The sequence below is a fragment of the Streptomyces sp. NPDC020965 genome (assembly GCF_044333555.1).
Taxonomy (GTDB): domain Bacteria; phylum Actinomycetota; class Actinomycetes; order Streptomycetales; family Streptomycetaceae; genus Streptomyces.
Genome location: NZ_JBIRRE010000003.1, coordinates 232489 through 245723, shown reverse-complemented (window position 1 = coordinate 245723; position 13235 = coordinate 232489). Strand labels below are relative to the sequence as shown.

Sequence of the window (13235 nt, the reverse complement as noted above, 5' to 3'; positions counted from 1 at the left end):
GAGGATCACGACCGACGACCGGGGGATCATGGCCGGGGGCAGGGACACCGGCCCCCGCCCGCTGCGCACCCGCGCCGCCGCCCTGGACGCGGCCGACGGCCTGCGCGGGGCACGCGCCCTCTTCGCCCTCGACGACGGCGTCTATCTCGACGGGAACTCGCTGGGCGCCCTCCCGGCCCATGTCCCCGCCCGGGTCGCCGATATCGTCACCCGGCAGTGGGGCGAGCTGCGCATCCGTTCCTGGGACGAGAGCGGCTGGTGGACCGCGCCGGAGCGGATCGGCGACCGTATCGCGCCGCTGGTCGGCGCCGCCCCGGGGCAGATCGTCGTCGGTGACTCCACCAGCGTGAACGTCTTCAAGGCCGTGGTGGCCGCCGCCCGGCTGCGACCCGACCGTACGGACATCGTGGTGGACGCGTCCACCTTCCCCACCGACGGCTACATCGCCGAGTCGGCGGCCCGGATGACCGGGCGGCGGATCGTCCCGGTCGCCCCCGCCGAACTGTCCTCCGCACTCGGTCCGGACACCGCCGTGGTCCTCCTCAACCATGTGGACTACCGCACCGGCCGGCTGCACGATCTGCCCTCCCTGACCGCCGACGTCCACGCGGCCGGCGCGGTCGCCGTCTGGGACCTCTGCCACAGCGCGGGCGCGCTGCCGGTGGGCCTGGACGCGCACGGAGTCGACCTCGCGGTCGGCTGCACCTACAAGTATCTGAACGGCGGCCCCGGTTCACCCGCGTATCTGTACGTCGCCGAGCGCCATCAGGCCGCCTTCGACTCCCCGCTGCCGGGCTGGCACTCGCACGCCGACCCGTTCGCGATGGACCACGCCTACGCGCCCGCCGACGGCGCGACCCGGGGGCGGGTGGGGACGCCCGAGATCCTCTCCACGCTCGCCCTGGAGGCGGCCCTTGAGGTCTGGGACGGTGTCTCCATCGACTCCGTACGGGCGAAGAGCCTCGCCCTGACCGACTTCTTCCTGGAGTGCGTCGCGGCGTACGTCCCGGGCGGTCTCGACGGCCCGGATTCCCGGCTCACCTCGACCACCCCGGTCGCCCACGCGGAGCGCGGCAGCCAGATCGCGCTGCGCTGCGCGGAGGCGCCGGCCGTGATGAAGGAGCTGGTCGCGCGCGGTGTGGTGGGCGATCTTCGCAGGCCGGACGTGCTGCGTTTCGGCTTCACTCCGCTGTACGTGGGGTTCGCCGACGCCGAGCGCGCGGCGGCCACCCTCGCCGAGGTGCTGGCGGAGATCACTCCGGTGTGACGCGCGACTGAACCGGACCAGCGGGGGACTGGTAGCGTCCCCGCTGGTCAGGTCAATTCCGTGACTCCCTGGGAAGGTTGGCACCGCACATGCCGGACCCCGTCGCCCGTGACAGCGCCGAGACCGAGTCGGCCTTCTCGCATCCCGCCGTGGATCCGGATGTGTCCCTCGCGTACGGCGAGCACCCCGATCAGGTCGTGGACTTCTACGCCCCCAGGGGTCCCGGAGGCGTTCCCGAGAAGGTGCCGGGGGACGGGAGTCCGCGCGAGACCGTGCCGCTCGTCGTGCTGCTGCACGGCGGGGCGTGGCGGGCGGCGTACGACCGCCGCCATGTGACCCCGTTCGCGGACTTCCTGGCCCGCCGCGGTCTGGCCGTCGCCAATGTGGAGTACCGGCGCGGGCGGGGGCTGCCGGGTCAGGGCGGTGCCGGTCCGGTGGCCGGCCGCTGGCCGGAGACCTTCGACGATGTGGCCGCCGCGCTGGACGCGCTGCCCGGTCTCGTACGGCGGGCGCTGCCGTGCGTCGATGTCCGGCGCACCGTACTGGCCGGCCACTCGGCCGGTGGACAGCTCGCGCTCTGGGCCGCCGCCCGGCATGTGCTGCCGGTGGGCTCGCCGTGGCGGCTGTCGGCACCGCCGCCGCTGCGGGGCGTGATCGCGCTCGCCCCGATCGCGGACTTCGCGCGCGCCGTCGAACTCGATGTGTGCGACGGCGCGGTCCGCCAACTGCTCGGCGGCGGTACGGACGCGGAGTTCGAGGCGAGGGCCGCGCACGCCGATCCGGCCGTCCTGCTGCCCACCGGGATCGCCACCGCGGTCGTGCAGGGGCGCGACGACCTCACCGTGCCGTTCGCCGTGGCCGAGTCCTTCGTGGACGCGGCGGCGAAGGCGGGGGAGACGGTCGGGCTGACGCTGCTGGAGGAGGTCGGCCACTTCCCGCTCATCGACCCGGCCGCGGACGCCTGCGCGGTGGTGGCGGAGGAGATCGCCCAGCTCGCCTGGTAGTCGCCAGGTCGCCCGGTGATCGCTCAGCTCGCCCGGTAGTCGCCCAGCTCGCCTGGTGATCGCCCGGCTCGCCGCGCCGACGGCCGGGCACGCCCGCTCGGTCTGCGACGGCCGGTCACGCCGCCCGGGCCCGGGGCCGCCCGGTGACGGTCGTCCGGGAGCTGCCCATGCACGCCCGGCACCCCTGGCAGCTCCCGGCCACACGACGGCTTCGCCAAAGGATCAGCTTGCGGACAGAAGCTGACCGCAAGCCGTTCTACGTTCTTCCCATGACCTACCTCATCACCGGAGCCACCGGAACCGTCGGCCGCCAGATCGTCCGGGAGCTGCTGGCCCGCGGCCACTCCGTCCGCGCCCTGACCCGTGACCCCGCCAGCGCGAACCTCCCCGCCGATGTCGATGTCGTACGGGGCGACCTGACCGACCCCGACTCCCTCCGCCCCGCCCTTGACGGCGTCACCGGCCTCCACCTGCTCACCTTCGGCGGCCCCTACTTCACCCCGCTGGAGACCGGGCCCCGCATCCTGGAGCTGGCTCGCGAGGCCGGCGTACGCAGGGTCACCGTGCTGCACGGCGGCGGCGCCAGCCCGCTGGAGGACGCCGTCCGCGCGAGCGACTTCGTCTGGACCGTCGTGATGCCCGTGGAGTTCATGTCCAACGCCCTGGAGTGGGCGGAGCGCGTCCGTACGGAGGACGAGGTGCGCGCGCCGTTCGTGGACCGGGTGAGCGCCATGATCCACGAGGCGGACATCGGCGCCGTCGCGGCGGTCGCCCTCTCCGAGGACGGTCACGGCGGCCAGGAATATCTGATCACCGGCCCGCAGGCGCTGACCATCAAGGACAAGACGGAGACCCTCGCGACCGCGCGCAGCCGCCCGATCCGGCTGGTGGAGCTGTCCCCGGAGGAGGCCGTGGCGGAGTGGCGGGCGGCCGGGCAGCCGGAGGACGTGATCGAGTTCCTGATCGACGTCTACGGGAACACCCCGGAGGCCGGCCGTACCGTCATCGACACCGTGGCGAAGGTCACCGGGCGCCCGGCGCGGACCTTCGCCGAGTGGGCCGAGGAGCACGCGGACGCGTTCCGCGCCTGAGCGGGGCGGCCCGTTTCTCCCCGGGCTGGCAGGCCCGCAGGTCGGGGCGCTGATCGTTCCCGAGGCCCGGGGGTAGTCCTCAGGACGGACGCGGCAGGATCCATAACGATGCTGACGACCGCGTCCGTCCGCCCGCATACCGTTCTCCACGTGACCGAGAAGACCCACAGCCCCGAATACCGCCTGGCGGCCGACTCCATCCGGGGTCTCCGCCAGGACCTCTTCCACGATGCCTTCGCCTACCGCCCGCTGCCCCCGATGGCCACGGACGGCCCGCTGCTCCGGCGTCTCCCCGGCCGGATACGGGAGGGCGCCGCCTGGCTCCCGCACGCCGCCGTCACCTTCGTGGCGCTGCTGGTGATCAACACGGCGTTCTTCACCCTGGGGGGCGACAGCGGACTCCTCCTGGGCCTGGTCTCGGCCGGCGTTCTGCTGATGACGCTGATCAGGCCGGTCGGCGCCTTCTGGCTCTCGCTCGGTTCCGCCCCCGTCCTCACGGTGCTCTCCGACCACTGGGACATGGTCTGGCCGCCCAGCGGAGTGCTGGCGCACATGGCCGTGATGGTCGTCGTGGCGCTGCGCACCCGCCCGCGCACCGGCGTCTGGATGTGGGTCCTGACCGGGGCGTACGGGTTCTTCACCTCGTTCGTGTTCTTCGGGGGCTTCTACCCGGCCGGCGTGGGCCCGCTGTTCGTCATCGGCGCCGTGCTGCTCCTGCTGGTGACGCTGTTCCACGTCCGCCGCGACGCCGAACAGGAGGTCGCCGTCCAGCAGAGCGTCACCGCCGTCGAACGCGGCCGGCGCACCCTGCTGGAAGAGCGCACCACCATCGCCCGCGAACTGCACGACGTGGTCGCCCACCACATGTCCGTCGTCGCGATCCAGGCCGAGGCCGCGCCCTACCGGGTGGAGAACCCGCCGCCCGAGCTGGAGGCCGCCTTCGCCACGATCCGCGAGAACGCGGTGGCGGCCCTGACCGAGCTGCGCCGCATCCTCGGAGTCGTACGGGCGGAGGACTACCAGGCCCCCGACGCGCCCCAGCCGGTCCTCGCCGACCTCGGCAACCTCCTCGGCAACGTCCGGGAGGCGGGTCTGACCGTGACGGAGACCGTCACCGGCGCCGTCCGCCCGCTCCCCCCTGGCGTCGAACTGTCGGCGTACCGGATCATTCAGGAGGCCCTCAGCAACGCGCTGCGGCACGCCCCCGGATCATCGGCGAAGGTCGAGGTCTCGTATGTGCTCGGCGGGCTCGGGCTGCGGATCGTGAACACCGCCCCCCAGGGGCTGGTGAAGCCGTCGCCGGGCGCCGGACACGGGATCACCGGCATGCGGGAGCGTGTTTCCATGCTCAGCGGTGAGATGACCGCCGAACCCACGGACGACGGGGGCTACGCGGTCACCGCCTTCATCCCCGTCGCGCCGGCAGAGGCCGCGCCGGCCGACGCCCCCGCTGCCACCAAGGAGCAGTCATGACCATCCGCGTACTCATCGTCGACGACCAGATCATGGTCCGCGAGGGCTTCTCGGTCCTGCTGAACGCGATGCCGGACATCGAGGTCGTCGGCGAGGCGGTGAACGGCCGCGAGGCCATCACCCGGGTCGCGGAGCTGGCGCCGGACGTGGTGCTGATGGACATCCGGATGCCCGAGCTGAACGGCATCGACGCCACCCGGGAGATCGTCGCCTCCCAGACCACGGCGAAGGTGCTGGTCCTGACCACCTTCGACCTGGACGAGTACGTCTACCAGGCACTCCGGGCGGGGGCGTCCGGCTTCCTGCTCAAGGACGCGTCCGCGCGGCAGCTCGCGGAAGGCGTACGGGTGGTGGCGGCGGGGGAGGCCCTGCTCGCCCCGACCGTGACGCGCCGGCTGATCACGGAGTTCTCCAAGCTCGACCAGGGGCCGAGGACGGCCCCGCTCGCCCAGGTCACCGAGTTGACCGACCGCGAGACCGAGGTACTGGTCCTCATCGCGCAGGGCCTCTCGAACGCCGAGATCGCCTCCCATCTGGTGGTGGCCGAGTCCACGATCAAGACCCATGTGAGCCGGGTGCTGGTGAAGCTGGGCCTGCGGGACCGCACCCAGGCGGCGGTCTTCGCGTACGAGGCGCGGCTGGTCACCCCCGCTTAGCCCCGATCAGTGCGGGTGGTCAGCTGCGGGCCCCGGTCCGGGCTGGTCACAAGTGGATAGCGCCGTTCCGGCAGCTCTGGCCACACCTGGCGGCGGGCGTTAGCGTCCGCATATGAACGCACTTTTCGAGCCATGGTCGCCCGCCTTCGTCGCCGATCCGTATCCCGCGTACGAGCGGCTGCGGGCCGACGGGCGGGTGCACTGGTTCGAACCGACCCGGCAGTGGCTCGTACCGCACTACGAGGACGTCTCCGCGCTGCTGCGGGACCGCCGCCTCGGGCGGACCTATCTCCACCGCTTCACCCACGAGGAGTTCGGCCGCACCCCGCCGCCCGCCGCGCACGAGCCGTTCCACACGCTCAACGACAACGGCATCCTCGATCTGGAGGCCCCGGACCACACCCGGATCCGGCGCCTGATCACCAAGGCGTTCACCCCCCGGACCGTCGCCGCGCTGGAGCCGACCGTCCGGCGCATGGCCGCCGACCTCGTCGCGGAGCTGCGGAAACAGGGCGGTGGCGATCTGCTCGCCGATGTCGCAGAACCGCTGCCGGTCGCGGTGATCGCCGAAATGCTCGGCATCCCGGAGGCGGACCGGGGCCTGCTGCGGCCCTGGTCCGCCGACATCGTCGGGATGTTCGAACTGAACCCCTCCGAAGAGACCGCCGAGAACGCGGTACGCGCCTCACGCGAGTTCTCCGCCTATCTGCGCGAGCTGATCCGCGAACGGCGCACCGAGCCCGGCGACGACCTGATCTCGGCCCTGATCGCCGCGCACGACGCCGACGACCGGCTCAGCGAGCAGGAGATGATCTCCACCTGTGTGCTGCTGCTGAACGCCGGCCACGAGGCGACGGTCAACACCACCGCCAACGGCTGGTGGACCCTCTTCCGCCACCCCGACCAGCTCGCGGAGCTGCGCGCCGACCACTCCCTGCTGCCGACGGCCGTGGAGGAGTTGATGCGCTACGACACCCCGCTCCAGATGTTCGAGCGCTGGGTGCTGGACGATATCGAGATCGGCGGCACCGTCATCCCGCGCGGCGCCGAACTGGCCCTCCTCTTCGGCTCCGCCAACCGCGACCCGGCCCGCTTCACCGACCCGAACACCCTCGACCTCTCCCGCGCCGACAACCCCCACCTCACCTTCGGCGCCGGCATCCACTTCTGCCTCGGCGCCCCGCTCGCCCGCATCGAACTGGCGGCCTCCTTCGGTGAACTCCTCCGCGAGGCCCCGACGATGCGGCTGGCGGGGGAGCCGGAGTGGAAGCCGGGCTATGTGATCCGGGGCGTGCACGAGTTGCCCGTGGAGCTGTAGTCAAGGACTGATGACCGGTCCATCGCCCGATGGGGTGAAGTGCGCGCCGGCCGCTTTCGCCTCGCGGGAGGCGGTAGTAGTCGTACGAGCATGGGAATCGGGGACCGGCACCAGAAGAAGGACGTAGAGGCGGCACTCAAGCGGGCGGAGGCGCGCGGTCTTAAGGTGAAGCACGACAAGAACAGGCACCACTGGGGCTATGTCATCTGTTGTCCGTGCAATGACAGTGTGACTGTGTATTGCCCTCCCAGGGACGTGGGGACAGCGGCGAGGAGAATCGATGAGTTCAGCCACAAGCACCACGGCTGTACGTAACTGGCACTTCATTCTGCACACACAAGATCCACTCACGCCCGAGCAGGAAAACACCCTAGCGGGACTCGAAGCCTTCGCCGATGGGGATGTCTGTCTGGAACAACGCCCCGGGGTGTACTCCATGTTCACCTGCTACATGGATGCGCCGAGTCTCACCGAAGCCATCATGGCTGCGCTCACTCGCTTCGATCACTTCCCCGGCGTCCTCATCAGCAACGTCGAGCTGAGCGAGTACTCCCTCGATTACAACGGCATGGCGACGGCCGCGGTCGTCCCCCTGTCCGACCGACGCCCCCCGGTGTCACCGGTCGTTGCCCGTAAAACCCCCGAGGTTCGTACTCCGCCACCGGGCGGTTTCACCCGCGAGGGGCTGGCACGCTGATGCAGGGCGCCTTGGATGCCGTGCCTAGCTGGCACCTCCTCATGAACCGGCAGGAGCCGCTCACACCGGAGCAGTCCGACTTCATGGACACGCTCGACAGCTTCGCGGACGGCTTCGTGGGTTTGGAGACAGGGCCGAACTACTCCCAGTTCGTGTGCTACTTCGAAGCCGACAGTCTTATGGACGCGATCACGCAAGCCCTCGCCCGCTTCGAAGATGTCCCGGGCGTCGCCATCCGCACCGTCGAACTGAACCCGTGCTCCTTCGACCACAACGGCATGGCGACTGCGTCCGTGGTGCCGTGGCCCGACTAGCGGCGGCGTCCGGGAATGCTGATGCGTAGTGTTCCTCCCCGGTTGGTACGGGGAGGAACACTACGCATCGTTTCTTCGGTGGCAGGGGCGTGAGTGGTGATGGCTCTGCTGCCTTCTGGTCAGTTCTTCCAGGAAAGCGATGGTTCCTTCGGCCTCAAGCGCCACGCCTGCCATCGCGTCGAAGCGGCGAGTGAATTGCTCGATCTCTCGGGGCTTGTCCGACGTGGATACCGCTCCCCGGGCGTTATCGGTCCGAACACGAGGTGGTAATTCACCCGGGTTCAGGATCGCTTCAGCAGGGCTCGCGGATTTCCCTTATCACGCCGGAAGTTGAGTTCGCCCAGTTCGATGCGGGCAGACGTGGGCCCGGAGAGGTCCTTCAGCCCCCGAACCGCTTCCTTCCGGATCTGCTGATCTCGGAGCTGGTCACCAACGGGCTTCAGTACGGGCGGGCCGAGGTCGTCGGTGTACGGCTCTGGCGTACTGGCACGTACGTCGGTATCGAGGTCATCAGCGGCGGTGGTGCGCAGGTGCCCTGTCCGCGTGAGGCCGGCCGCTATGACGAGGGCGGGCGCGGTCTGCGATTGGTCGGGGTACTCGCGGACGCGTGGGGGGTCACACCCGACGGCGCCCGTACCTGGTGTCTGCTCGCCATCGCGGGTGGTGAGTGATGCCGACCGCTTTCCGAAGGAGTTCGATGAATCAGCTCAATCAGGACCGGCCGTCCGACCACGGGTTAAGCGGCGGTGCCGGCGGCCCGCTCGTCTGCGGGGCGACCGCCGTGCTGCCCCTGCAACTGCTCCTCGTCGCGCTGGAGATCATTCCGGGTGGGCAGGCCCATCCGCTCGACGTCGCCACCCGGCTCCGCTGCTGTCTGGAGCGGCACGCCGACGGTCCGCACTACGACTTCGTCCGCGAACTCGACGACACCGATCTGGGCGAGGTCTGGACCCAGTGGGAGACCGGACGGCCCCCGGAGTCCGTGGCCACGCTCCCCGACTGTGACGCCCACAACGGACGGCCCGGGGGGCTCAATGACGCCTGCACGCTCTTCTTCGGGCATCCCGGTGCCCACAGCTTCTCGTGTGCCGACCCCGAGGCCGACCGGCTCACCGCCGGGACCGGTGCGCACGGTCCGTAGCCGGTCCGTTCCATTCCGGCGTCTCCTGCGGCGCGGGCCCGCGAGGCCCGTGCCGCAGCCCGTACGCCACGCGCCCCCCCGCGCTCCGGGCGGGCCGGGCTCAGACCACCGTCGGCAGGGTCAGCCCCCACGCCCCCGCCCGCAGCGTCCAGGTCCGCGTCCGCACCGGCCCGGTGATCTGTGTGTCCGCCCGGTAGCGGAAGTCCGGGCCCGAGACCGTCACCGTCAGCGCCTTCGCCGTCACCGGATGGGCCTCCCCGGCCGGGGTGACCGTGACCTCCGCCCGCCCGCCGACCGCACGGACCGAGACCGACACCACCTCCTGGTCCAGATCGGCGAGCACCACCCCGTCCGCCTCCACCCGCAGCCGGTGCAACCTGATCACCGGTGGCGGAGCCGGCCGCACCAGTCCCCGTACCAGCGCGCGGCAGCCCTCCCAGGCCCAGCGGGTCGCCGTCGTCCGCGCCGGGACCACCACGGCCGGGACGGTCAGATCCCCGATCACCACGCCGTCGCTCTCGTCCACCAGCAGATCCAGCCGCCGCACGGCCCCGTCCAGCACGGCCCGCGCCGCCGCCACCGCGTCCCGGGGCACCCCCAGTGAGTGCGCCACCCGGACCGCCGAACCGACCGGTACGAGCGACAGCGCGCCGTCCCCCAGCCATCGGTCACGGTGCAGCAGCGACACCGCCCGCAGGAGTGCCCGGTCGTCTCCCACCACCACGGGGCGCCGTGTGCCCCTGCGGGCCAGGGCCCGCGCGAAATCCTCAGGTCCGTCCGGAAGACAGATTTTCGCCTCCGAGCCACCGCACAGAACATCCTTCGCGATCCGAACGGACTCGCCGTCACTTCGGCGGGCGACCGGGTCGATGACCACCAGCAGCTGGTCGTGAGCCGACACCTCGGTCCTTCCTCGGGTAGCATCTTTGTGCAAGAGCCCCTTGCGCTATTGCGCCAGGGGCTTCGTCTATTCCGGGGCAACCGGTCCAGCGGACTCAGGCACGGCTCACACCCCCTGACGTTGGACATGCCCCGCCCGGAAGGGGTGTACGCCTGTGCCCGCACTTGTGCTGCTCGGTGCTCAGTGGGGTGACGAGGGCAAGGGAAAGGCCACCGACCTGCTCGGTGGATCAGTGGACTATGTGGTGCGCTACCAGGGTGGCAACAACGCCGGCCACACGGTCGTCGTGGGCGACCAGAAGTATGCGCTGCATCTCCTCCCTTCCGGAATCCTGTCGCCGGGATGTACTCCGGTCATCGGCAACGGTGTCGTCGTGGACCCGGCCGTCCTGCTCTCCGAGCTGAGCGGGCTGAATGACCGGGGCGTGGACACGTCCAAGCTTCTGATCAGCGGTAACGCTCACCTGATCACTCCGTACAACGTCACGGTCGACAAGGTGACGGAACGGTTCCTCGGATCGCGGAAGATCGGTACGACGGGCCGGGGCATCGGCCCGACCTACGCCGACAAGATCAACCGGATCGGCATCCGCGTCCAGGACCTCTACGACGAGTCGATCCTGGAGCAGAAGGTCGAGGCGGCGCTGGAGTCCAAGAACCAGCTCCTCGCCAAGGTCTTCAACCGCCGCGCGATCGAGGCGGGCAAGATCGTGGAGGAGATGCTTCAGTACGCGGATCAGCTCAAGCCGTTCGTCGCGGACACCACGCTGCTGCTGAACAACGCGATCGACGACGGCAAGGTCGTCCTCTTCGAGGGCGGCCAGGGCACGCTGCTCGACGTCGACCACGGCACGTATCCCTTCGTCACCTCCTCGAACCCGACGGCCGGCGGCGCCTGCACCGGCGCGGGCGTGGGACCGACGAAGATCACCCGGGTCATCGGCATCCTCAAGGCGTACACGACCCGGGTCGGCGCCGGACCGTTCCCGACGGAGCTGTTCGACGCGGACGGCGAGGCGCTGCGCCGCATCGGTGGCGAGCGCGGTGTGACCACCGGTCGGGACCGCCGCTGTGGCTGGTTCGACGCGGTGATCGCGCGGTACGCGACGCGGGTCAACGGTCTGACGGACTTCTTCCTGACCAAGCTCGACGTCCTGACGGGCTGGGAGCAGATCCCGGTCTGCGTGGCGTACGAGATCGACGGCAAGCGGGTCGAGGAGCTGCCCTACTCGCAGACGGACTTCCACCACGCGAAGCCGATCTACGAGATGCTGCCGGGCTGGTCCGAGGACATCACCAAGGCGAAGACCTTCGACGACCTGCCGAAGAACGCGCAGGCGTATGTGAAGGCGCTGGAGGAGATGTCGGGCGCGCCGATCTCGGCGATCGGTGTCGGTCCCGGCCGTACGGAGACGATCGAGATCAACTCGTTCCTGTAGGGGCGCGGGTGCGGGCGCCGGACCGGGGCTGCGGTTCCGGGGCCGGTGCCGGTGCCGGCGCCTGGGCCGAGGTCCGGGCGCGGCTCGTGACGTGAGAGGTGCCGGGTGGGGGGAAGACCCCCGCCCGGCACCTTTCGCGTTCACGCCGGGGCCCGCGCGGTGAGCCTGGCGCCCGGGGCCCGCGCGGAATGCCTGGCGCCCGGAGCCCGCGCGGAATGCCAGGATCCCGGCCAACCCCTGGCCCCGGAGCCCACGCCGGGGCGTGCGGCGCGGACCGGGATCCCCTCGCCGGGGGACCCGTATCCGAAGGGTTCCGGCCATCCGTGTACCGGGCCCGACTGGAACACCCGTACGGGGCCGCCGCACCCTTACCCCCCGTAACTCCACTCGCGCCGAGCCTCAGGGGCAACGGAGCGGGGAGTGACGGTCATACGGTCTGACTTCTCCGCTAGTACACCTGTACGCACTGATATCTCTGGTTATTGTCCGGTATTCGCGCGCTTGGTCATGACTACCTGCCGTAGCCCATGGCTACGTATAGCGACCAGCACTGGTCGCTGACGCCCCTGGGCGGCAGCGCGAACGAGGGAGAAGTCATGCGTACAGGGACTCGACGGATCTGGGGCGCGGGAGCCGTGGCGGTCACGGCGGGAGCCGCGTTGGCGCTGGGAACGCTCAACCCGGCCGCGGCCACCACGGAGGAACGCTCCGCGGAGCGTGCCATCACCGTCCAACAGGTGACCCTGCGCCTGGCGAGCGATCCGAGCCAGGTCGCCAACGTCCGGGGCGGCTCGAACGAGAACGGCGCCCCGATCATCCAGTGGCGCTACACCAACGCGGCCAACGAGCGCTGGGAGCCCGAGGCGGCCGGTGGCGGTCACTTCCGCTTCAAGTCGCTCGACAGCGGCAAGTGTCTCAACGTCCGGGGCGGCGGAAACGAGAACGGCGCCCAGATCATCCAGTGGCCCTGTGGTTCGGCCGCCAATGAGCAGTGGCGGTTCGTGCGCAAGGGCATCGGCTACCAGATCGTCGCCAGGTCCAGCGCCAAGTGCCTCAACGTCGCCGGCGGCGTCGGCCAGGGCCGCCAGCTGATCCAGTACAGCTGCACCACCGACGGTGCGACCAACGACGTGTGGCTGCCGGTCTGGGAGTCGTCCAGCCGCTGAGTGATCGCGCGCGGTGACGGTGAAGTGATCTGAGGGGGCGGTTCGCCCGCCGTGGGGGAGTGCACACCCCGCGCGGGCGGACCGCCCCCTCGGCCGCTCGTACGGGCGCCCTGGCGCCGGGGGGCCACTCGTACGGGCGACCCCGCCGGAGTGTCGGGCGCGCGGTCGGCCCCGGGGGCGCTGACCCTGGACCCGTACGCCCGTCTCCCCGGCCGCTCGGCCGCACCCCTGCCCCGCGAGATCGAGGTAGCCCCATGCGCAGCCGTACCGCCGTCCGCTCGGCCGTCGTCACCGCTGTCACGCTGCTGGGGCTGACCGCCGCCACCGCGCCCGGCCTGACCGCCCCGGCCGTCCCCGCCGGGCTGCTGCTCACCGTCTCCGGTGACAGCGACACCTGGATCCGTGGCGTCCACCTCCTCTGCGAACCGGCCCCCGGCGGTCAGCACCCCCGGGCCGTCGACGCCTGCTACTCGCTGGACCAGGTCAAGGGGGACCTGGACGCGCTGCGCGTCGACCCCCGGCTCTGCACCCTGGAGTACGCGCCGGTCACCGTGACCGCCCGCGGGGAACACCGGGGGCGGGCCATCGCCTGGAGCAAGAAGTTCGGCAACTACTGCGCCATGGCCTCCGCGACCGGCCCGATCTTCGACTTCTGAGCCTTCTGACACCTTCTGAGCCTCTGTGTCTTCGCGGGCTCTGGAGACTTCCGGGCTTCTACAGACTTGCGGGCTTCTACCCTCCCGGCCAGGGGACTTGGTGCGGGCCGGAG

The 13235-nt window shown here is 70.8% G+C and carries 15 protein-coding genes; 14 read left to right on the top strand and 1 reads right to left on the bottom strand.

The features are described from left to right. The first annotated feature begins 28 nt into the window (after window positions 1–28). From kynU to ACH4S7_RS11515, 11 genes are all read left to right on the top strand, one after another. Window positions 29–1267 (top strand): kynureninase, encoded by a 1239-nt coding sequence (gene kynU / locus ACH4S7_RS11565; protein ID WP_398521356.1) that lies wholly within the window; start codon window positions 29–31, stop codon window positions 1265–1267. Between the two features lie 89 nt (window positions 1268–1356). Next, window positions 1357–2271 carry an alpha/beta hydrolase family protein gene (locus ACH4S7_RS11560; protein ID WP_398520932.1) on the top strand — a complete coding sequence of 305 codons (915 nt, stop codon included), beginning with the start codon at window positions 1357–1359 and terminating at the stop codon, window positions 2269–2271. Window positions 2272–2540: 269 nt separating this feature from the next. Continuing rightward, entirely contained in the window at window positions 2541–3362 is an 822-nt protein-coding gene (locus ACH4S7_RS11555) for an NAD(P)H-binding protein (RefSeq protein WP_398520931.1), read from the top strand. A 108-nt stretch (window positions 3363–3470) separates the two neighbouring features. Beyond that, window positions 3471–4835 (top strand): sensor histidine kinase, encoded by a 1365-nt coding sequence (locus ACH4S7_RS11550; protein WP_398520930.1) that lies wholly within the window; start codon window positions 3471–3473, stop codon window positions 4833–4835. Then, window positions 4832–5491 (top strand): response regulator, encoded by a 660-nt coding sequence (locus ACH4S7_RS11545; RefSeq protein WP_398520929.1) that lies wholly within the window; start codon window positions 4832–4834, stop codon window positions 5489–5491. The genes ACH4S7_RS11550 and ACH4S7_RS11545 overlap by 4 nt, the downstream gene beginning before the upstream one ends. A 112-nt stretch (window positions 5492–5603) precedes the next feature. Next, window positions 5604–6809 (top strand): cytochrome P450, encoded by a 1206-nt coding sequence (locus ACH4S7_RS11540; RefSeq protein WP_398520928.1) that lies wholly within the window; start codon window positions 5604–5606, stop codon window positions 6807–6809. 90 nt (window positions 6810–6899) lie between these two features. Then, window positions 6900–7124 carry a hypothetical protein gene (locus ACH4S7_RS11535; protein ID WP_398520927.1) on the top strand — a complete coding sequence of 75 codons (225 nt, stop codon included), beginning with the start codon at window positions 6900–6902 and terminating at the stop codon, window positions 7122–7124. Beyond that, the gene (locus ACH4S7_RS11530; RefSeq protein ID WP_398520926.1) at window positions 7090–7506 is read left to right on the top strand and encodes a hypothetical protein; all 417 of its coding nucleotides are present in this window, start codon (window positions 7090–7092) and stop codon (window positions 7504–7506) included. Before ACH4S7_RS11535 ends, ACH4S7_RS11530 begins: the two co-directional genes overlap by 35 nt. 20 nt (window positions 7507–7526) lie before the next feature. Then, window positions 7527–7820, top strand: coding sequence for a hypothetical protein (locus tag ACH4S7_RS11525; RefSeq protein ID WP_398520925.1), 294 nt, complete (start codon window positions 7527–7529; stop codon window positions 7818–7820). Between the two features lie 263 nt (window positions 7821–8083). Next, window positions 8084–8491: an ATP-binding protein gene (locus ACH4S7_RS11520; protein ID WP_398520924.1), complete on the top strand. Its 408-nt coding sequence runs from the start codon at window positions 8084–8086 to the stop codon at window positions 8489–8491. A gap of 26 nt (window positions 8492–8517) precedes the next feature. Beyond that, on the top strand, window positions 8518–8961 hold the full coding sequence (locus ACH4S7_RS11515; protein WP_398520923.1) for a hypothetical protein: 444 nt from the start codon (window positions 8518–8520) through the stop codon (window positions 8959–8961). A gap of 100 nt (window positions 8962–9061) precedes the next feature. Here the strand turns inward: ACH4S7_RS11515 and ACH4S7_RS11510 are convergent, their stop codons facing one another. Further along, window positions 9062–9862 (bottom strand): diacylglycerol kinase, encoded by an 801-nt coding sequence (locus ACH4S7_RS11510; RefSeq protein WP_398520922.1) that lies wholly within the window; start codon window positions 9860–9862, stop codon window positions 9062–9064. Between the two features lie 154 nt (window positions 9863–10016). On the opposite strand from ACH4S7_RS11510, the gene ACH4S7_RS11505 reads away from it, so the two are divergent. The 3 genes from ACH4S7_RS11505 (at window position 10017) to ACH4S7_RS11495 (ending at window position 13122) form a co-directional block, all read left to right on the top strand. Beyond that, on the top strand, window positions 10017–11300 hold the full coding sequence (locus ACH4S7_RS11505) for an adenylosuccinate synthase (protein ID WP_398520921.1): 1284 nt from the start codon (window positions 10017–10019) through the stop codon (window positions 11298–11300). A 596-nt stretch (window positions 11301–11896) separates the two neighbouring features. Continuing rightward, window positions 11897–12466 (top strand): RICIN domain-containing protein, encoded by a 570-nt coding sequence (locus tag ACH4S7_RS11500; protein ID WP_398520920.1) that lies wholly within the window; start codon window positions 11897–11899, stop codon window positions 12464–12466. Window positions 12467–12720: 254 nt separating this feature from the next. Further along, window positions 12721–13122, top strand: coding sequence for an SSI family serine proteinase inhibitor (locus ACH4S7_RS11495; RefSeq protein ID WP_398520919.1), 402 nt, complete (start codon window positions 12721–12723; stop codon window positions 13120–13122). Window positions 13123–13235 lie beyond the last annotated feature (113 nt).

What these genes read in the sequence shown, in the direction of transcription:
- kynU (WP_398521356.1), top strand. Translation starts at nt 29, where the DNA reads ATGGCCGGGGGCAGGGACACCGGCCCCCGCCCGCTGCGCACCCGCGCC.
- ACH4S7_RS11560 (WP_398520932.1), top strand. Translation starts at nt 1,357, where the DNA reads ATGCCGGACCCCGTCGCCCGTGACAGCGCCGAGACCGAGTCGGCCTTC.
- ACH4S7_RS11555 (WP_398520931.1), top strand. Translation starts at nt 2,541, where the DNA reads ATGACCTACCTCATCACCGGAGCCACCGGAACCGTCGGCCGCCAGATC.
- ACH4S7_RS11550 (WP_398520930.1), top strand. Translation starts at nt 3,471, where the DNA reads ATGCTGACGACCGCGTCCGTCCGCCCGCATACCGTTCTCCACGTGACC.
- ACH4S7_RS11545 (WP_398520929.1), top strand. Translation starts at nt 4,832, where the DNA reads ATGACCATCCGCGTACTCATCGTCGACGACCAGATCATGGTCCGCGAG.
- ACH4S7_RS11540 (WP_398520928.1), top strand. Translation starts at nt 5,604, where the DNA reads ATGAACGCACTTTTCGAGCCATGGTCGCCCGCCTTCGTCGCCGATCCG.
- ACH4S7_RS11535 (WP_398520927.1), top strand. Translation starts at nt 6,900, where the DNA reads ATGGGAATCGGGGACCGGCACCAGAAGAAGGACGTAGAGGCGGCACTC.
- ACH4S7_RS11530 (WP_398520926.1), top strand. Translation starts at nt 7,090, where the DNA reads ATGAGTTCAGCCACAAGCACCACGGCTGTACGTAACTGGCACTTCATT.
- ACH4S7_RS11515 (WP_398520923.1), top strand. Translation starts at nt 8,518, where the DNA reads ATGAATCAGCTCAATCAGGACCGGCCGTCCGACCACGGGTTAAGCGGC.
- ACH4S7_RS11500 (WP_398520920.1), top strand. Translation starts at nt 11,897, where the DNA reads ATGCGTACAGGGACTCGACGGATCTGGGGCGCGGGAGCCGTGGCGGTC.
- ACH4S7_RS11495 (WP_398520919.1), top strand. Translation starts at nt 12,721, where the DNA reads ATGCGCAGCCGTACCGCCGTCCGCTCGGCCGTCGTCACCGCTGTCACG.